The sequence below is a fragment of the Citrobacter sp. BIDMC107 genome, assembly GCF_001037575.1.
Classification (GTDB): Bacteria; Pseudomonadota; Gammaproteobacteria; order Enterobacterales; family Enterobacteriaceae; genus Citrobacter; species Citrobacter freundii.
Window position 1 is genome coordinate 3,083,340 of the sequence record NZ_KQ089848.1, and the last position, 20,035, is coordinate 3,103,374.

Genomic DNA, 20,035 nt, shown 5'->3' on the forward strand with positions numbered 1-20,035 from the left:
ATAAAACGAAAGATAATAGTTTTCCGATCTGTTTCACAAAAGAAACACAATGAAAGGTTTCAGCGTAAGTTCGTCCGGCTCTTCCCTGCTTGCGGGGCTTGCATTCGCGCAAAAGAAAGGCGTTAATAGACAAAACGAAATAAAACGAAAGGTTCAACTAAAGGATTTCTTATGAGTAACACCGAGTCCTCTGCAGACAAGCGCGTTATTGGCACCAGCGAAAGACGTGAGCAGATCATCCAGCGGTTACGGCAACAGGGAAGCGTTCAGGTTAACGATCTTTCCTTATTTTTTGGCGTCTCCACGGTCACTATTCGCAACGACCTCGCCTTTCTGGAAAAGCAGGGGATTGCGGTACGTGCCTATGGCGGAGCGCTAATATGCGAGAGCAATGCGCCTGTTGTGGAGCCTTCTGTTGAAGATAAGAGTTCACTTAATACGGCAGTAAAACGCAGTATTGCCAGAGCCGCCGCAGAGTTAATTCAACCGGGACACCGCGTGATCCTTGACTCCGGCACCACGACCTATGAAATTGCCCGCCTGATGCGCCAGCATACCAATGTCATTGCTATGACTAACGGTATGAATGTCGCCAATGCGCTACTGGAAGCCGAAGGGGTTGAGCTGCTGATGACCGGCGGTCATTTGCGTCGTCAGTCACAATCGTTTTATGGCGATCAGGCTGAGCAGTCGCTACAAAATTATCACTTCGACATGCTGTTTCTTGGCGTTGATGCTATCGATTTAGAGCGTGGTGTTAGCACGCACAACGAAGATGAGGCGCGTCTCAACCGCCGGATGTGTGAAGTGGCTGAACGTATCATTGTCGTTACCGACTCGACGAAGTTTAACCGCTCCAGCCTGCATAAGATTATTGATACCCAGAGGATCCACACCATCATTGTTGATGAAGGCATCCCAGAGGAGAGCTTGCAGGAACTACGCCGCAGCGGTGTTGAAGTGATCATTGTTGAGTAGTCCCGCTCTAAAATTCAAAAATGTGATCCCATTCAATTAAACAAAAACAAACCATAAGCGAGCTTTTTTAGTAGCTCGCTTTCGTTTTTTTGCATGCTTCCCGTCTCTTTCTCGCATCTTACTCGCTTTTGACCTTTTCATTTTTTCGGTTTTCTTCGTTTCGATTTGCTAAAACGAAAGAAAATAGTCAATTTTTGTTAAATTCAACGCTGGGCCAGTGCGCACAAATTCACCTTATTGCTTCTGATGTAATATATTCAAAAGAAAACGAAAGTGCTAAAGCGCTAAAACAAAACAACATGAATATTTGATGGAGCAATAGAAATGCTGGATAACTTAAGACGTCGCGAGCAAATAATTGATCTGCTATGCGATCAGGGTAGCGTTCGTGTCGAGCCACTGAGCGTCCATTTTGGTGTGTCATCGGTTACGATCCGCAACGACTTACGTTATCTGGAACAGAAGGGATGTGTCATGCGCTCCTACGGCGGGGCGGTTCTCAATCAGCACTTTGCCCTTGACCGGCCTTTGCAGGATAAGGACCGGCTGAATCGCGATGTGAAAACGCGTATTGCCGAAAAAGCGGCCAGCTTTGTGAAAGATGGTGACACGTTAATCCTCGATTCCGGTTCGACCACCACGCTCATTCCTCCCATGTTAAAAAATCGCCGCGATCTGGTGGTGATGACCAATGCGCTCAACATAGCATGGGAACTGGCGAATTTTGAGCGCGTAGACGTCATGATTCTGGGAGGGAATGTCAGGCAAAGCGTCTATTCATTGTATGGCCCTTCAGCAGAACACCAGCTTAGACAATACCGGTTTGATAAGCTTTTCTTAGGCGTTGACGGATTCTGCCTGGAAGCGGGAATTACCACGCCACATCCGGGAGAAGCACATCTGAATCAGGTAATGTGTGAAGTTGCGCAGGAGGTCACGGTAGTCGCTGACTCCAGCAAGTTTGGCCGCAAAAGTTTCTGTATGATTAGCGAAATCAGCGGGATTGACCGGGTGATTACCGACAGCGGGATCCCAGAAAATTATCACCGGACGTTAATCCAGCTTGGGGTGGATGTGGTGATTGCGGATGAATAACTGAAATTGCTGGCGAGATTCCCCCGCCAGCAGTTTTTTAGTGGGTCTGCGTACCCTGTTCAACCAGCAGCAATGCGGCACCACGAACCCCGCTGGATGCGCCATGGATGGCCGGGAATACGCGGGCAGGTTCTAATCCCGGGAACAAATAACGTGACATGGCCTGCGGCAGCAACGTATAAATTTCTTCGATGTTGGAAACCCCACCGCCGAGAACAAAAGCATCGACATCCAGAATCAACTGCAATTGCGCCAGCGTACAACCCAACATATCAATCCATGCTTCCATGGTAGTAACGGCGCTGGCATTGCCATGACGATAATGCTCCAGCAGGGTCTCCATTTTGAGTTGTTCTCCGCTGAAGTGTTTGTGGAGCCACAGTAAACCGGGGCCGGATTGATAGCGTTCCAGACACCCTTGTAAGCCACAACCGCACTTCAGTTCCGGCAAGTGATAGCGGCGCATAAACGTTGCTGGAAGCGGTAAATGGCCAAACTCACTGGCCATCCGGTTGCGACCCCGATACAACTGACCGTCAATGACTAATCCTCCGCCCATGCCGGTGCCAATGATGGCACCAAAAATTCTGGAGAACTGGCGAGCCTGCTGGGTATGAGCTTCCGAGAGCGCAAAGCAGCAGCAGTCATTGTCCAGCTCAACCGAACGATTGAGGCGGTTAGCTAAATCGTTCATCACCTGACGTCCGGTCAGGCAGGGCACGTTAGATGACAGTAGTTTTCCGGTATGTCTGTCCATAAGACCGGGCATGCCGATGCCAATTTTTCCTTGCGTTCCTGTCGCCCAGTCGGCGGTATCAATAAGTGAAGTAAAGGTCGAAAGAAAGAGTTCATAATCCTGAACTGGCGTGGCAACGCGCTTACGCCAGCAAACCTGCATTTCCTTATCAAAAGCGACAATTTCAGTTTTGGTTCCACCAATATCAACACCGTAAAACATGCCTCATCTCCTCCGGCTTCACAGCGTAACCAGACTGTTTTCCTTGCGAGCGCGTTCTGCGGCAAAGACCATTAAGTGACTTTCCAGTGACTCATCCGGGCCAGAAAGGATCATATTTTGATCGTTGGCCATCACTGCATGGATAAAACGATCCATCAGGTAGTAATCGCCACCACCATGTCCCCCCATCTGGGTTTGTGTTCCAGCGGCGATCTCCTCGATCTGATGCACTGTTTCTTTGTCTGTCAGGAAATCAAACACCCGGATCTGCTCGCCATCGCCTTCCAGATAACCTCTGGTGCCAAACAGGCGCGTTTTTCGATCTTCCATTTTGGTAAATGCGGTCATGGTAAAGGTCACCGTCTGCTGGTGGGCAAAACGTAAATTAACAACCTGATGATCCACCACATCATTATCACAACGATAAACGCAGCGACCATAAGGCCCATCGCGCAGCGCCTGGCGGACATTTTCTTCGCTGGGATCTGCAGTCAGCACCCGACGGAAGTGAGGAGTGCATTTGTGGTTTTCACCCAGATAAATTTTGCAGGCAGACCAGGGGCAGGTTGCTTCAACCTGACAATCAAGGCAGCGGTCGGCGGCGCCAGCAGGCTGATTCTCTTTCACAAAGTGGCTCAGGCTGCCAAATGATCCTACGTCCTTGCAGTTGTCGCCCATGATGTAGCGGATCCAGTCCAAATCATGACAGGATTTCTGTAATAACATAAATGACGATTCTGCTTCATTGCGCCAGTTACCACGTACAAACGAGTGCGCCTGATGCCAGTAACCTACGGGTTCGAGATGCTGCATACTGACAATATCGCCAATTACGCCATCATCAAGCAGTGATTTCAGCTTTTGCGTATAGCGCGTGTACCGCAGGACGTGCGCGACGGCCAGTAATACGTTGTTGCGTTTAACCGCATCAATAATGATCCGGCAATCTTCTGGCGTAGGGGCGAGCGGTTTTTCCAGCAGAATGTGATAGCCGAGATTGGCAAACGCCACGGCAGGATCTTTGTGCATATTATCCTGCGTACAAATAAGTACTACATCGGCCATTTTGGGTTGGGCCGCAGCCTCTTGCCAGTCGCAAAATACGTTATTTGGGGCAATCTTATGCTGTGCGACAAACTGCTGGCGATACGCCTCTCTGGGCTCAGCAACGCCTACTACCTGCATTCTGTCTGGGTGTTCAAGCGCATAGCGAGCATATATTTCTCCGCGCGCACCGGCTCCTACAACTAATACGGTCACTTTATTCGCACACATATAAACCTCTCATTTTTCACTTAGCCTGAATAACGGTTAGGCCAAATTTTCTTCATTTTTTTTATCAAACAAAAAGGCGGCTTCCAGATTAAATTTCACTTTGATAGATTCGCCGGGCAGAGGGGCCCAGTCGGGTGAGGAGTTAATACGTAAGATCATATGTTGCTCACCAATATCAAAATGCAGAAGGTCTTCGTTGCCCATCCTTTCTACGTTGGTAATGTGCGCATCGAACGCAGAGACGTCATGCTGCGAGGCTAACTGAATGGCCTCTGACCGGATGCCGAACCAGACGCTGGAGTGCGGATATTGCTCCAGTAGGTTACTCAAGCGTGTATTTAATGGCAGGATTAAATTATCAGCCAGGCGCAGACCACGAGTGCCGGGTTCAATATCAAGCAGCATAATATTCATTGCCGGATTACCAATAAAACCAGCAACAAATTTATTCCTGGGGTGATGGTAGATATTTCCTGGGGTATCCACCTGCATAATACGACCGCCATTAAGAACGCAAATCCTGTCTCCCATCGTCATCGCTTCAATCTGATCGTGCGTGACGTACACCATGGTTGCGCTCACGCCTTCGTGACGCAGTTGTCGATGCAGTTCTGTCAGCCGCACGCGCATTGAAACACGCAGCTTTGCATCCAGGTTGGAAAGTGGCTCATCAAACAAAAAAACGTCTGGCTTACGCACGATGGCCCTGCCAACGGCAACGCGCTGACATTGACCGCCCGAAAGTTGGCCGGGCTTTTTATCGAGTAATGTCTCTATTTCCAGCTTGTGTGCAGCTTCCCGTACGCGGATATCAATCTCTTCTTTGCTCATTTTCCCTAACAGACTGAATGCCATATTTTTATAAATCGTCATGTGGGGATAGAGGGCATAATTTTGGAAGACCATGGCAACGCCTCGCTCCTTTGGTAGCAGGTCGTTGACGCACTTCTCTCCGATTGCGATATGACCATGAGTGATATCTTCCAGACCTGCAATCATGCGCAGCAGCGTTGATTTGGCGCAGCCTGATGGCCCGACAAACACCATGAATTCGCCATCGTGGATTTCAAGATCAACGCCATGGATCGCCTGGAAGCCATTGGGATAGACTTTGCTTACTGCCTGTAATTGAATACCTGACATAACACTGCCCCTTATCCTTTAATTCCGGCACCAGCGATGCCGCGAATAAAATAGCGCTGGAAGAAGATATAAAGTAACAACATCGGGATAATCGCCAGCAATGCGCCCGCCATTAACATCGGATATTCCACGCCTGAGCGTCCGGAAAGTGAGGCTAACCCCACCGGTAATGTCATTTTATCCATGGAGGTGTTGACGATCAGCGGCCACATTAAGTTATTCCAGCTCCACAATCCGTTAATAATGACGCAGGCAATCAGCCCTGGTTTAATTAATGGCAGCATAATTTTGAAGAAAATAGTCAGATGGTTATACCCATCCATAATGGCTGCCTCTTCCAGTTCTTTAGGTACTGACAGAAAAAACTGACGCAATAAAAAGGCGCTATATATGCTGAATAAACCCGGTAGCACCAGCCCAGGAATTGAGTTCAGCAAACCGATTTTTTCAACGGTTAAAAACTGTGGGATTAAAAAGATCTGACCGGGCACCATCAGAATTGAAATACACAGCATAAACAGGACATCTCGCCCTTTAAAACGCAGTCGGGAGAAACCGTACGCTGCCATTGCCGCAATCAGCGTCTGCAAAATGACGATGACCAACGTGGAGACGATCGAGTTAAAGTAAAAGCTGCCAAAAGGCATTTCATGCAAGATTTTACCGTAAGCCTGAAACCCTGGGTTGGCAGGTAGCAGGATCGGCGGAAAGGCGATGCTTTCTGCCTGGGTTTTAAAAGAGGTGATGATCATCCAGATGAAGGGAACCACAGTTACCAGCGTCGCGAGGATCATCAAGCCGTAAATTAGCCATTTTTCACGTTTAGTCATGAACATCGTGGTTGCCTCACTGTGCTTTAAGTCGTTTACCAATCCATATTTGCAGCAGCGTCAGGACCATCGTGATAACGAAAATCACCACGGCGATCGCTGAGGCATACCCTTTTTCATGGTAGATAAAGGCGTATTTATAGAAGAGATAGGCGATAGTCATCGTCTGATCGTCCACCATGGATGAACTGCCAAACAGCAGATAAACCACATCGAAAATTTGCAGCGTTTCGATAAAAGAGATCACCAGTACGAAAAACAGCGTGGGGATCATTAGCGGTAAGGTAATAGACCAGAATCCACGCAATTTGCTGATGCCATCCAGCGACATCGCTTCATAAATTTGTTTGGGGATCCCCTGTAATCCAGCGAGCAGAATGATCATCTTCAGCGCAATAGCCGACCAGATGATAACCAACGAGGCGCTCAGGCGGACGACATCGGGATCGGATAACCAACCGATGGCCGGAAGATCGAAAAAGGCCAGGATCTGATTAATTAAGCCGAAGTTTCGGTTCATCAACCACTGCCAGACCATAGCAATGGCCGCAGGCATAGTGACAGCGGGCAGAAATAACAGCGTGCGAAACAACCACTGACCGCGAATCGCCTGATTCAGGCCAATTGCGAGCAGTAATGACAAAACGGTGATTATTGGTACGCAAATAAAAACATAGGCCAAGGTGTTATATATTGCTGAACGAAACTCATCATCGCTGAATAAATTAATATAGTTATCTAAGCTGATCGTCGTCCAGATCTGAAACTCTCCCAGGTCAGTGAAACTATAAAAAACGTTCTGGAAGAATGGAGTAAAGTAAAAAACAATTAACCCCGCCAGTAACGGCATAATCATTATCCATCCCCAGAAGCGTTCTTCTTTTTCCAGCTTGGTCAGGGATTTTTTTTGCGCCTCTCTGGCCGGTAATTGTGGGGATGCAGCTTCATCTGAATAGCTCATACAGACTCCGGGATGCTCACTGTGCAACCAAAATATATTGCGCGGGCGAAAGCGAGAGGGAGCATGGCTCCCTCAGGATTATTTCTGCATTTCTCGTTCAACGCGTTTAGCAACACCAGGCATGACTTTCTCTGGGTCAGTACCCGTCCACACTTTTTTCAAGCCATCATTCAGGATGCTATTCCACTTAGCGGTATTGGAGCCTGCGGTTGGATATTTATGTGAGAAAGCCAACGAATCGATATAGGCTGAAACATCAATATCCTTAAAGCCTTCAGCCCACTCTTTGGCCACTTTTTGGTTAGCCGGGATCACGACTTTTCCCGTAGCCAGAGTCTGCTGCGCATGCTCAGAGCTCATGAATTCAATGAACTTCCACGCCGCATCTTTATGCTGACTTTTGGCTGACATAGCAAATGCCAGACTATGGGATACACCTGCCTGCTCTGCCATTTTTGGCATTGGCACTACGCCGATGTGATCCTTAATCAACTCATTTTGAGAGAAGGGTAATGCCCACCATGAGCCTGCGTAGACCATGGCTACCCGGTTTGACTGGAAGACGTCTGAGGCTTCCATCTCGCCTGGCGGTTGGATTAGTCCCGCGTTCAGCATGCCTTGAACATCGCCATAGACGGCGATAGCTTTGTCATTGGCAACATCCGTTTTGCCCTCAGGTAGTACAATCTTATCCCCGGCCTGTAATAGCAGGTTAAAGTAACTATCCTGTCCGCTGCTGAATTCCATTGCTAGTGGATAAGACTGTTTATCCAGCCCTTTACGTAACTGATCTGATTTTTGTTTTAGATCATTCCACGTCCAGTTTTTATCGGGATAACTCACACCAGCCTGATCGAACATTTTTTTGTTGTACCAGACGGCAATTGCATCAATATCCCTTGGGATGGCATATTGTTGCGACTGGTATTGGTAGGCATCGACTGAGCTTTTAACAAAATCATCCAGTTTCGGCGCTGATTTATCTTTCAGATAATTACTCAGTGGTTCCAGCATGCCATTTTTCACATATTGCTGGAAATTAGGCATGTTCATCCAGAATACATCCGGTGCTACATTTCCACCGACTGCTGAACTGAGTTTGATAAAATACTGGTCATAAGGAGTTAGTTCAATTTCGACCTTAATTCCGGGGTTGTCTTTTTCAAATTCATTAACGAGCTGTTGTTCGCCAGGGAGTTGATTACGGTCCCATAACGTGTAGCGTAATTTAACAGGCTTTGCGTCCGACTGGCCTTCAGCACTCGCGAAGACAGGAGTTGCCAATAAACAGGAAATAAGACAAGCCAATGCGACATTATTTTTATTCAGGGTATACATAACTTCCCTCTTTATTCAGGTCAGAATGCTTATGAGGTAAATTACAGGAGCCTATGAATAATCTGTTTTACACCGGAGAAAGTCAAAGCAGTAAAAAAGAGGGGATTATCGCATTAAAACAAGGTCGTCTTTCGGTAGGTTTCTCTTTTATCAAAACGAAAATATAACGTAAAACAATGGTGGTATTATTTCTTTTAATTTCATGTCGTTAGGTTCATTTGGTAGGTTTGAATCGAAAAAAATAGATGTTTAAAAAAACCTCTTAAAATGCGAACGTTATCACTTTATTTGTTGAAGCATCGACATCAAAAACGGGGACAAATCCCCGTTTTTTCGTTGGCTTTCGTTTCGATAATCAGGTCACTGGCGCCGGGTTAAACACCGCCAGCTGGTTATGCAGTCCCCACTGATCTGAGAAGGTTTTCTTACGTCCGCTGGCGACGTCGAGAATAAACCCGAACAGTTTCAGACCCACGTCTTCAATGGTTTCTTCTCCGGTAGCGATGGTACCGGCGTTGATGTCCATCAGGTCAAACCAACGATTGGCCAGCTCGGTGCGTGTCGCCATTTTAATCACCGGCACGGCCATCAGGCCATACGGCGTACCGCGACCGGTGGTAAAGACTTGTACTGTGATCCCGGAAGCAACCTGTTGCGTACCGCAGACAAAATCGCTGGCGGGGGTGGCAGCGTAAATCAGGCCACGTTTGGTTGGACGCTGGCCCGGCGACAAGACTTCGACAATCGCGCTCTTGCCCGACTTCGCAATAGAACCCAGCGCTTTTTCTACCACGTTTGCCAGACCGCCTTTCTTGTTGCCCGGTGATGGGTTGGCGCTCCGGTCAGTCTTGCCCATATCCAGGTAGTTATCGTACCAGGCCATCTCTTCGAGCAGGCGTTTACCCACCTCTTCGTTAATCGCGCGCGGGGTCAGAAGGTGGATGGCATCGCGTACTTCGGTGACTTCGGAGAACATCACTGTCGCGCCGCAGCGTACTAACAGGTCGGAGGCATAACCTACCGCTGGGTTGGCCGTCACGCCGGAAAACGCATCGCTGCCGCCGCACTGCATGCCGACCACCAGTTCTGATGCCGGGCAGGTTTCACGCTGGCGCTGATTGAGCTTTGCCAGATGGCGTTCGGCCACTTGCAAAATATCGGCAACCATCGATTGAAAGCCGACGTGTTTTTCATCCTGCAGGCTGACGATGCTGGCGCTGTCGACCGGAATGCTTTTTACATCGTGCGTACCTTCCAGCAGGCGCTCTGGCTGCAGTTTTTCACAGCCGAGGCCAATGACCATTACCTCACCGCCAAAGTTAGGGTTCAGCGCAATATTATGAATAGTTCGAATGGGCACGATGGCGGCTGGAGCGTTAATCGCCACGCCGCAACCGTACAGATGATTGAGCCCCACCACACCGTCAACATTCGGGTATTTGGGCAGCAGATCGCGTTCAATGATTTTCACCACATAGTCCACCACGCCCGCCACGCAGTGCACGCTGGTGGAGATGCCGAGCAGATTCTTGGTGCCAACGCTACCGTCAGCATTGCGGTAACCTTCGAAGGTATAACCCTCGAGAGGCGGCAGCGGCTCAGGCACTTTAGTTGCCAACGGCAGCGTCTCCAGCGGCGGAGCCTTGGGCAGCTCAACCATTGATTCATCAATCCAACTGCCGCGGGGGATGTCGCGAACGGCATAGCCTATCACTTCGCCATAACGCACGATTTCGCCATGAGCAGGAATATCCAATAGCGCCACTTTATGACCCTGGGGAATATGTTCAATGAGTTCCAGTCCGTCCGGAAAACGCGTTCCCGCTTTCAGACCATTGTCATTGACAATTATCGCCACATTATCTGTTTCGTGAACTTTAATATAAAACGCCGTTGGCGATTCTTGTCTAATTTCGATGTCGGCCATTGTCCAGTATTCTCCAACAAGTGGTGATAATAGTGTGGATATTTATATTTCGAATCTCATTTTCAGTAATAAAGATTCGGTATCGTGAAATAAGAATGTCAGGAGTTTATCGTGAAGAATGTGACAATGATCACTTAAACTCAGCAAGACCGCACCAGCAGGGGTAGCAATACGTAAATGTGTGGATTAGCGCCCATGCATGTGTGCATATGCCCAAAACATTATTTTCATAACGCATATTTAATGAGCGCTTGCACAATGATTAACGTTGCACTGCTGATTATACTAAATCACGGTTTCATAGCGTCTGATAAATTATTATACGTTTTTATTATCGGTAATTTATCACCAGGGATATCTGCCAAATAATAATAAAAACTTTTATGTACCCGAGGTAATTAGAATGATACTGGATACAGTTGTCGAGAAAAAGAAAGGTACGCACACCCGTTACTTAATATTGCTAATAATATTTATTGTTACCGCCGTTAACTACGCGGACCGTGCCACGCTATCTATTGCTGGCACGGAAGTGGCGAAAGAGTTGCAGCTCAGTGCCATTTCAATGGGTTACATTTTCTCCGCCTTCGGTTGGGCTTACCTGTTGATGCAAATCCCTGGCGGCTGGCTGCTGGATAAGTTCGGTTCGAAGAAAGTCTACACTTACAGTCTGTTCTTCTGGTCGCTGTTCACCTTTCTGCAGGGTTTTGTCGATATGTTCCCGCTGGCCTGGGCGGGTATTTCAATGTTCATCATGCGCTTTATGCTGGGCTTCTCGGAAGCACCGTCCTTCCCGGCGAACGCCCGTATTGTGGCGGCCTGGTTCCCGACGAAAGAGCGCGGTACGGCATCTGCGATTTTTAACTCCGCACAATATTTCTCTCTGGCGCTGTTTTCGCCGCTGCTGGGCTGGCTGACCTTTGCCTGGGGCTGGGAGCACGTCTTTACCGTGATGGGCGTTATCGGTTTTGTGCTCACCGGCCTGTGGGTAAAGTTTATTCATAACCCAACCGATCACCCGCGTATGTCGCAGGAAGAGCTGAAGTTTATCTCTGAAAACGGCGCGGTCGTGGATATGGACCATAAAAAGCCCGGCGATGTGAAATCAGGTGGTCCTAAACTGCATTATATCAAGCAGTTGCTGACAAACCGCATGATGCTTGGCGTGTTCTTCGGACAGTATTTTATCAACACTATCACCTGGTTTTTCCTTACCTGGTTCCCGATTTACCTGGTACAGGAAAAAGGCATGTCGATCCTGAAAGTCGGTCTGGTGGCGTCGATTCCTGCGCTGTGCGGATTTGCCGGTGGCGTGCTCGGCGGTGTGTTCTCTGATTATCTGATTAAACGTGGCTTCAGCATCACCCTGGCACGTAAGCTGCCGATTGTGCTCGGAATGTTGCTCGCGTCGACCATTATTCTGTGTAACTACACCGATAACACCACTCTGGTGGTTGCGCTGATGGCGCTGGCGTTCTTCGGCAAAGGCTTCGGCGCGCTGGGTTGGCCGGTGATTTCCGATACCGCGCCGAAAGAAATCGTTGGTCTGTGCGGTGGGGTATTTAACGTATTTGGCAACGTAGCCTCTATCGTCACCCCGCTGGTGATTGGTTATCTGGTGAGCGAGCTGCACTCATTTAATGCTGCGCTGATGTTTGTAGGGTGTTCGGCGCTAATGGCAATGGTTTGCTACCTGTTTATTGTCGGTGACATTAAACGTATGGAATTGCAGAAATAAACAAAGGTATAGGCGATGAATAACACGATTTTCCCGAATAAGTTTAAAGCGGCCCTCGCGGCGCAACAGATTCAGATTGGCTGCTGGTCTGCATTGGCCAGCCCAATCAGTACCGAAGTTTTAGGCCTGGCGGGTTTTGACTGGCTGGTACTGGACGGCGAACACGCGCCAAACGATATCTCGACGTTTATCCCGCAATTGATGGCGCTGAAAGGCAGCGCCAGCGCGCCGGTCGTACGCGTGCCGACCAATGAGCCGGTGATTATCAAGCGCCTGCTGGATATTGGGTTTTACAACTTCCTGATTCCGTTCGTTGAGACACAAGAAGAGGCGGTGAACGCCGTGGCGTCGACCCGCTATCCGCCGGAAGGTATTCGCGGCGTGTCCGTCTCCCATCGCGCCAATATGTTTGGCACCGTACCGGACTACTTTGCGCAATCGAATAAGAACATCACCATCATCGTGCAGATCGAAAGTCAGCAGGGCGTTGATAACGTTGACGCCATCGCGGCGACCGAAGGTGTAGACGGTGTCTTCGTCGGCCCAAGCGATCTGGCTGCGGCGCTAGGCCATCTCGGCAATGCGTCACATCCTGATGTGCAGAAAGCTATCCAGCACATTTTTGCCCGTGCGAAAGCACATGGCAAACCAAGCGGAATTCTGGCGCCGGTAGAGGCGGATGCGCGTCGTTATCTGGAGTGGGGCGCGACCTTTGTTGCTGTTGGCAGCGACCTTGGCGTGTTCCGTTCAGCCACGCAGAAACTGGCTGAATCTTTTAAGAAATAACCACCATCGACAGTAGAGAGAGATAAAGACATGACAATGAAAGTTGGTTTTATTGGCCTCGGTATCATGGGTAAACCAATGAGTAAAAACCTCCTCAAGGCAGGTTACTCGTTGGTGGTTGCTGACCGTAACCCGGAATCCATTGCGGAAGTCATTGCCGCTGGTGCAGAAACCGCCGCCACGGCGAAAGATATTGCCGAGCAGTGCGATGTGATCATCACCATGCTGCCGAACTCGCCGCATGTTAAGGAAGTGGCGCTGGGTGAAGGCGGAATTATTGAAGGTGCGAAACCGGGCACTGTGCTGATCGACATGAGCTCCATTGCACCGTTGGCCAGCCGTGAAATTAGCGAGGCGCTGAAAGCGAAAGGCGTGGATATGCTGGATGCGCCGGTCAGCGGCGGCGAGCCAAAAGCGATTGATGGCACGTTGTCGGTGATGGTCGGTGGCGATAAAGCGATTTTCGACAAGTATTACGATCTGCTGAAAGCGATGGCTGGTTCAGTGGTACATACCGGCGACATTGGCGCGGGTAACGTCACTAAGCTGGCGAACCAGGTGATTGTGGCGCTGAACATTGCGGCGATGTCTGAAGCGCTGACGCTGGCGACCAAAGCGGGTGTGAACCCGGATCTGGTGTATCAGGCGATCCGTGGCGGACTGGCCGGAAGCACCGTGCTGGACGCGAAAGCGCCGATGGTCATGGACCGCAACTTTAAGCCAGGTTTCCGTATTGACCTGCATATCAAAGATCTGGCGAATGCGCTGGACACTTCTCATGGGGTCGGCGCGCAGTTGCCGCTGACTGCTGCAGTCATGGAGATGATGCAGGCGCTTCGCGCAGATGGGCTGGGCACCGCCGATCACAGCGCGCTCGCATGCTACTACGAAAAACTGGCGAAAGTGGAAGTCACACGCTAACAAGAAGGGCGCGGATGTGCGCCCTGTATTTCTTGCCTTGCGCGGCACAGTCAGGCTACATAACTATGAAAATCGTAATTGCCCCAGACTCTTATAAAGAAAGTCTATCTGCCACTGAGGTCGCTCAGGCAATAGAAAAAGGATTTCGGGAAATATTTCCCGATGCGCAATATGTTTCAGTTCCGGTGGCCGACGGCGGCGAAGGAACGGTCGAAGCCATGATTGCCGCCACGCAAGGGAGTGAATATTCCGCGTGGGTAACGGGCCCGCTGGGCGAAAAAGTGAATGCCTGCTGGGGCATGTCCGGAGATGGTAAAACTGCGTTTATCGAAATGGCGGCAGCCAGTGGTCTGGCGTTAGTACCTCCTGATAAGCGTAACCCGTTAGTCACCACGTCACGTGGTACCGGGGAATTGATTCTGCAGGCGCTGGATAGCGGGGCGCAGAGCATTATTATCGGTATTGGCGGTAGTGCAACCAACGATGGTGGTGCGGGTATGGTGCAGGCTCTGGGCGCGAAACTTTGCGACGCTAACGGGACAGAGATTGGCTACGGGGGCGGCAGTCTGATGAGCCTCAACAGCATCGACATTTCCGGTTTGGATCCGCGATTAAAAACCTGCTCCATTCGCGTGGCCTGCGATGTGACCAATCCGCTCACAGGTGATACTGGCGCTTCGCGCATCTTCGGCCCACAGAAAGGGGCGACGGAAGAACGCATTCTCGAACTGGACCGCAATTTGTCTCACTATGCCGACATCATTAAAAAATCGTTACGGGTAGACGTGAAGGATGTTCCCGGGGCGGGGGCTGCCGGTGGTATGGGCGCTGCGTTAATGGCTTTTTTAGGCGCGGACTTGCGCAGTGGTATTGAGATTGTGACCCAGGCGCTCAACCTGGAAGAGCATATTCACGACTGTACGCTGGTGGTGACCGGGGAAGGACGCATCGACAGCCAGAGCATTCACGGCAAAGTGCCGGTGGGCGTGGCGAGCGTTGCGAAGAAATACCACAAACCGGTAATTGGTATTGGCGGCAGCCTGACGCGCGATGTGGAGGTGGTGCATCAATATGGTATCGATGCGGTGTTTAGCGTATTGACCAGCATCAGTACGCTGGAAGAGGCCTTCCGTGGGGCATTTGACAATATTTATCGCGCCTCAAGAAACATCGCCGCCACGTTAGCGATAGGAATGCGCAGTGCGGGGTGACATTACCCCGCAAACCCTCTATACTGCGCGCCGAAGCTGACCAGACAGTCGCCGCTTCGTCGTCGTCCTCTTCGGGGGAGACGGGCGGAGGGGAGGAAAGTCCGGGCTCCATAGGGCAGGGTGCCAGGTAACGCCTGGGGGGGAAACCCACGACCAGTGCAACAGAGAGCAAACCGCCGATGGCCCACGTAAGTGGGATCAGGTAAGGGTGAAAGGGTGCGGTAAGAGCGCACCGCGCGGCTGGTAACAGTCCGTGGCACGGTAAACTCCACCCGGAGCAAGGCCAAATAGGGGTTCACAAGGTACGGCCCGTACTGAACCCGGGTAGGCTGCTTGAGCCAGTGAGCGATTGCTGGCCTAGATGAATGACTGTCCACGACAGAACCCGGCTTATCGGTCAGCTTCACTCTTTATAAAACCCCGCTTCGGCGGGTTTTTTGCTTTCCGTATAGGCCAGATGAATGACTGTCCACGACGCTATGCTCAAAAGAACGCGGCTTATCGGTCAGCTTCACTCTTTATGAAACCCCGCTTTGATGGGTTTTTTGCTTTCCGGATAGGCCAGATGAATGACTGTCCACGACGCTATACTCAAAAGAACGCGGCTTATCGGTCAGCTTCACTCTTTATGAAACCCCGCTTTGATGGGTTTTTTGCTTTCTGGGCAGGTTGTTATGCCTGATGGCGCTGCGCTTATCAGGCCTACAGGTATGGCTGGAACGGGTTTTGTAGGCCGGATAAGGTGTTTACACCGCCATCCGGCAGACGTTATACCTGTCGCGTTACGCTTGGTTTAACACGACTCTGGCGTTTATTTTCTCTTCATCTACTCTTTATTTGACCTTTATTTATGCGCTGAACGTCTTTTATTTGAGGGAATGCGTTGTGGGGTATTTTCGTTTTTGTGATGGCTAGCACAAAACGCTGCGCGATACGTTTTTATCGAGAATAATCGAACGCAATCGATCGCCATCACAAAATTACGCGCTAATAAAGTGTGCAAAATTAGTGTTAATGTAATGTTGCATATGATGATTATTTGTATTGTCTAGATTGAATTTTAATAAACGCAATGTTTCTTTACAAACAAATATGGCGAAAAAATGTGATGCATGGCGTTATTTAATCACCACAAACGGTAAAATATAATTATATTTGATAAATTACTCATTAAATTTAAGTGTCATTCTGCCCGATAATTGCGCTGTAATTGATTGAAATATAGCCTTTCCTGGTTTTTAGAAATAACAGATAAAATGGCGATGTTATAGCCATAAAAAATCGTTATCCCCCCATCTTTTTTTGATTAAAGTCAGGGTAAAGTGAGATATGTATTTCATATCTATATGATTCATAAGTGGTTTCATTTTTTATAATAGTCTTACAAAATGTAAGTCAAGGGGATTTGTGAGGGGTAGCACATATCCTTGTTTGCTTAATTTGGTACACTTCCTGCCGTCAACAAAGTAATTAACGCAGGTCGATATGAATACTATTACACTCCCTAAAACACAGCACTTAGTGGTCTTTCAGGAAGTCATTAGAAGCGGTTCTATCGGCTCAGCTGCAAAAGAATTAGGTTTAACTCAACCCGCTGTCAGTAAAATCATCAACGATGTTGAGGCTTATTTTGGTATTGAGTTAGTTGTGCGTAAAAATACTGGTGTGACATTGACTCAGGCAGGTCAGGTGATGCTCTCATGGTCTGAATCAATTACCCGTGAAATGAAAAACATGGTTGATGAGATGAACAGCATGACGAGCAATGCGGTCGTTGATGTGTCGTTTGGTTTTCCTTCACTGATTGCCTTCACCATCATGTCCGGCATGATTAAAAAATTCAAAGAGGTATTCCCGAAAGCACAGGTTTCTATGTATGAAGCTCAGCTCTCCTCGTTCTTACCGGCAATCCGTGACGGGCGTCTGGATTTTGCCATCGGTACGCTGAGCGATGAGATGAAACTGCACGATCTGCATGTGGAGCCGCTCTTTGAGTCAGACTTTATCCTGGTTGCCAGCAAGTCCCGAACATGCACCGGCATCACCTCGCTGAGCGCGTTGAAAAACGAACAGTGGGTGTTGCCACAAACGAATATGGGGTACTACAGCGAACTTCTTACCACGTTACAGAATAATGGCATCAGCAGTGAAAACATTGTTAATACTGACTCCGTCGTCACCATTTATAATCTTGTTCTCAATGCTGATTTCTTAACAGTAATTCCCTGCGATATGACCACACCGTTTGGCTCAAACCAGTTTATTACTATCCCGGTACAAGAAACCTTACCCGTCGCGCGTTATGCCGCCGTGTGGTCGAAAAATTATCGAATTAAAAAAGCAGCATCTATTTTGGTGGAATTAGCCAAAGAGTATTCATCATATAATTGTCGGAGACGAAGGCAATTAATTGAAATTGATTAAAGATTGAAATTGTTTTAACAAAAAATAAACGCCATCTGTCTATATCTGACAATGGTCACGGCTATCTATTTACTTTAATACCCTAGTAAGAGGTTCTAATGCACATTACATACGATCTCCCAGTTGCAATTGAAGATATCCTCGAAGCGAAAAAAAGACTGGCGGGGAAAATTTATAAAACGGGAATGCCTCGCTCTAACTATTTTAGTGAACGTTGCAAAGGGGAAATTTTCCTCAAGTTTGAAAACATGCAGCGTACCGGTTCATTTAAAATCCGTGGCGCTTTTAACAAGCTCAGTTCCTTAACAGAAGCAGAAAGAATGAAGGGCGTGGTGGCTTGCTCTGCAGGTAACCATGCGCAAGGGGTTTCTCTCTCCTGCGCCATGCTCGGTATCGACGGCAAAGTGGTGATGCCGAAAGGCGCACCGAAGTCTAAAGTAGCGGCAACCTGCGATTATTCCGCGGAAGTTGTGCTGCATGGCGACAACTTCAACGACACCATCGCTAAGGTTAGCGAGATTGTGGAAACGGAAGGCCGTATCTTTATTCCACCATATGATGACCCGAAAGTTATTGCTGGTCAGGGCACTATTGGTCTGGAAATTCTGGAAGATCTGTACGATGTCGATAACGTGATTGTGCCAATTGGCGGTGGTGGACTGATTGCGGGTATTGCGGTGGCAATTAAATCTATTAACCCGACCATTAAAATTATTGGCGTGCAGTCTGAAAACGTTCACGGCATGGCGGCTTCTTTCCACGCTGGAGAAATAACCACGCACCGAACGACCGGCACCCTGGCAGATGGTTGTGACGTCTCTCGCCCGGGTACTTTAACGTATGAAATCGTTCGTGAGTTGGTGGATGACATTGTCCTGGTCAGCGAAGATGAAATTCGCAACAGCATGGTGGCATTAATTCAGCGAAATAAAGTTGTAACTGAAGGTGCCGGTGCGCTGGCATGCGCAGCATTATTAAGCGGGAAATTAGATAGCTATATCCAGAACAGAAAAACAGTCAGCATTATTTCTGGCGGTAATATCGACCTTTCTCGTGTATCTCAAATTACTGGTTTAGTTGACGCTTAATATACTTCGTTGAGGATAGGATATGAGTACTACTGATAGCATTGTATCCAGCCAGACAAAACAGTCGTCCTGGCGCAAATCGGACACCACCTGGACACTGGGTTTATTTGGTACAGCCATCGGCGCTGGGGTGCTGTTCTTCCCTATCCGCGCAGGTTTTGGCGGACTGATCCCCATTCTGATCATGCTGGTGTTAGCATACCCCATCGCGTTCTATTGCCACCGTGCGCTGGCACGCCTGTGTCTTTCCGGTTCTAATCCTTCCGGTAACATCACAGAAACGGTTGAAGAGCACTTTGGTAAAACGGGCGGCGTGGTTATCACGTTCCTCTACTTCTTTGCGATTTGTCCGCTGCTGTGGATTTATGGCGTCACCATTACCAACACCTTTATGACCTTCTGGGAAAACCAGCTGCAAATGCCAGCATTGAACCGTGGCTTCGTGGCGCTGTTCCTGTTGCTGCTGATGGCATTCGTCATCTGGTTTGGTAAAGATCTGATGGTTAAAGTGATGAGCTACCTGGTATGGCCGTTCATTGCCAGCCTGGTGCTTATCTCTCTGTCACTGATTCCTTACTGGAACTCTGCGGTTATCGATCAGGTTGATATCAGCAATATCGCTCTGACTGGCCATGACGGCATCCTGGTTACCGTATGGCTGGGTATTTCCATCATGGTGTTCTCTTTCAACTTCTCGCCAATCGTTTCTTCCTTCGTGGTCTCTAAACGCGAAGAGTATGAGAAAGATTTCGGTCGCGAATTTACCGAGCAGAAATGTTCTAAAATCATCTCCCGCGCCAGTATGCTGATGGTTGCGGTGGTAATGTTCTTCGCCTTTAGCTGCCTGTTCACGCTGTCTCCGGCAAACATGGCGGATGCGAAAGCGCAGAACATTCCAGTACTGTCTTATCTGGCGAACCACTTCGCTTCACTGTCCGGGACGAAGTCCACCTTCGCGACCGTTCTGGAATACGGTGCTTCTATTATCGCCCTGGTTGCTATCTTCAAATCGTTCTTCGGCCACTACCTGGGTACGCTGGAAGGTCTGAACGGTCTGGTGCTGAAGTTTGGTTACAAAGGCGATAAGACCAAAGTTTCCGCCGGCAAACTGAACACCATCAGCATGATCTTCATCATGGGCTCCACCTGGGTTGTGGCTTACGCCAACCCGAACATCCTGGACCTTATTGAAGCAATGGGCGCGCCGATTATTGCCTCTCTGCTCTGCCTGCTGCCGATGTATGCCATCCGTAAAGCGCCATCACTGGCGAAATACCGTGGCCGTCTGGATAACGTGTTTGTTACCGTGATTGGTCTGCTGACCATCCTGAACATTGTCTACAAACTGTTTTAATCCTTAAG

Annotated in this window: 16 protein-coding genes and 1 other RNA gene; 10 read left to right on the forward strand and 7 right to left on the reverse strand. The window is 49.0% G+C overall.

The window, feature by feature from the left end:
- The first annotated feature begins 171 nt into the window (after positions 1-171).
- Together SK39_RS14450 and agaR are read left to right on the forward strand one after the other, a co-directional pair.
- Entirely contained in the window at positions 172-978 is an 807-nt protein-coding gene (locus SK39_RS14450) for a DeoR family transcriptional regulator (RefSeq protein ID WP_003024922.1), read from the forward strand.
- Positions 979-1,302: 324 nt separating this feature from the next.
- Positions 1,303-2,073, forward strand: a complete 771-nt coding sequence (agaR, locus tag SK39_RS14455) for a transcriptional repressor AgaR (RefSeq protein WP_003024920.1) — start codon at positions 1,303-1,305, stop codon at positions 2,071-2,073.
- A 37-nt stretch (positions 2,074-2,110) separates the two neighbouring features.
- On the opposite strand, the gene SK39_RS14460 is transcribed toward agaR, so the two are convergent.
- The 7 genes from SK39_RS14460 to garD all read right to left on the reverse strand — a co-directional run bounded on the left by SK39_RS14460 (position 2,111) and on the right by garD (position 10,505).
- The gene (locus tag SK39_RS14460) at positions 2,111-3,031 is read right to left on the reverse strand and encodes an ROK family protein (RefSeq protein ID WP_003844861.1); all 921 of its coding nucleotides are present in this window, start codon (positions 3,029-3,031) and stop codon (positions 2,111-2,113) included.
- Between the two features lie 18 nt (positions 3,032-3,049).
- Positions 3,050-4,306 carry a Gfo/Idh/MocA family protein gene (locus SK39_RS14465; protein ID WP_003840006.1) on the reverse strand — a complete coding sequence of 419 codons (1,257 nt, stop codon included), beginning with the start codon at positions 4,304-4,306 and terminating at the stop codon, positions 3,050-3,052.
- Positions 4,307-4,342: 36 nt separating this feature from the next.
- Positions 4,343-5,449, reverse strand: coding sequence for an ABC transporter ATP-binding protein (locus SK39_RS14470; RefSeq protein WP_032938308.1), 1,107 nt, complete (start codon positions 5,447-5,449; stop codon positions 4,343-4,345).
- Between the two features lie 11 nt (positions 5,450-5,460).
- Positions 5,461-6,285, reverse strand: coding sequence for a carbohydrate ABC transporter permease (locus SK39_RS14475; RefSeq protein ID WP_003024907.1), 825 nt, complete (start codon positions 6,283-6,285; stop codon positions 5,461-5,463).
- 10 nt (positions 6,286-6,295) lie between these two features.
- Entirely contained in the window at positions 6,296-7,240 is a 945-nt protein-coding gene (locus SK39_RS14480) for a carbohydrate ABC transporter permease (protein WP_003840012.1), read from the reverse strand.
- A 78-nt stretch (positions 7,241-7,318) separates the two neighbouring features.
- Entirely contained in the window at positions 7,319-8,578 is a 1,260-nt protein-coding gene (locus tag SK39_RS14485) for an ABC transporter substrate-binding protein (protein ID WP_048217111.1), read from the reverse strand.
- Between the two features lie 355 nt (positions 8,579-8,933).
- Positions 8,934-10,505: a galactarate dehydratase gene (garD, locus tag SK39_RS14490; protein WP_048217112.1), complete on the reverse strand. Its 1,572-nt coding sequence runs from the start codon at positions 10,503-10,505 to the stop codon at positions 8,934-8,936.
- A gap of 403 nt (positions 10,506-10,908) precedes the next feature.
- On the opposite strand from garD, the gene garP reads away from it, so the two are divergent.
- The 8 genes from garP (at position 10,909) to tdcC (ending at position 20,027) form a co-directional block, all read left to right on the forward strand.
- Complete coding sequence (garP, locus tag SK39_RS14495) at positions 10,909-12,243, forward strand: galactarate/glucarate/glycerate transporter GarP (protein ID WP_003024898.1); 1,335 nt, start codon at positions 10,909-10,911, stop codon at positions 12,241-12,243.
- 15 nt (positions 12,244-12,258) lie between these two features.
- Positions 12,259-13,029, forward strand: coding sequence for a 2-dehydro-3-deoxyglucarate aldolase (garL, locus tag SK39_RS14500; protein WP_048217113.1), 771 nt, complete (start codon positions 12,259-12,261; stop codon positions 13,027-13,029).
- A 30-nt stretch (positions 13,030-13,059) separates the two neighbouring features.
- Positions 13,060-13,950: a 2-hydroxy-3-oxopropionate reductase gene (gene garR, locus SK39_RS14505; protein ID WP_003024889.1), complete on the forward strand. Its 891-nt coding sequence runs from the start codon at positions 13,060-13,062 to the stop codon at positions 13,948-13,950.
- Between the two features lie 65 nt (positions 13,951-14,015).
- On the forward strand, positions 14,016-15,161 hold the full coding sequence (gene garK, locus SK39_RS14510) for a glycerate 2-kinase (RefSeq protein WP_048217114.1): 1,146 nt from the start codon (positions 14,016-14,018) through the stop codon (positions 15,159-15,161).
- A 32-nt stretch (positions 15,162-15,193) separates the two neighbouring features.
- An RNA gene (gene rnpB, locus SK39_RS25145) (RNase P RNA component class A) lies at positions 15,194-15,570 on the forward strand.
- A gap of 1,076 nt (positions 15,571-16,646) precedes the next feature.
- Entirely contained in the window at positions 16,647-17,585 is a 939-nt protein-coding gene (tdcA, locus tag SK39_RS14515; protein ID WP_003024882.1) for a transcriptional regulator TdcA, read from the forward strand.
- 98 nt (positions 17,586-17,683) lie between these two features.
- Positions 17,684-18,673 (forward strand): bifunctional threonine ammonia-lyase/L-serine ammonia-lyase TdcB, encoded by a 990-nt coding sequence (gene tdcB / locus SK39_RS14520; protein ID WP_003024877.1) that lies wholly within the window; start codon positions 17,684-17,686, stop codon positions 18,671-18,673.
- A 22-nt stretch (positions 18,674-18,695) separates the two neighbouring features.
- Positions 18,696-20,027 (forward strand): threonine/serine transporter TdcC, encoded by a 1,332-nt coding sequence (gene tdcC / locus SK39_RS14525; protein ID WP_003024875.1) that lies wholly within the window; start codon positions 18,696-18,698, stop codon positions 20,025-20,027.
- Positions 20,028-20,035: the final 8 nt, after the last annotated feature.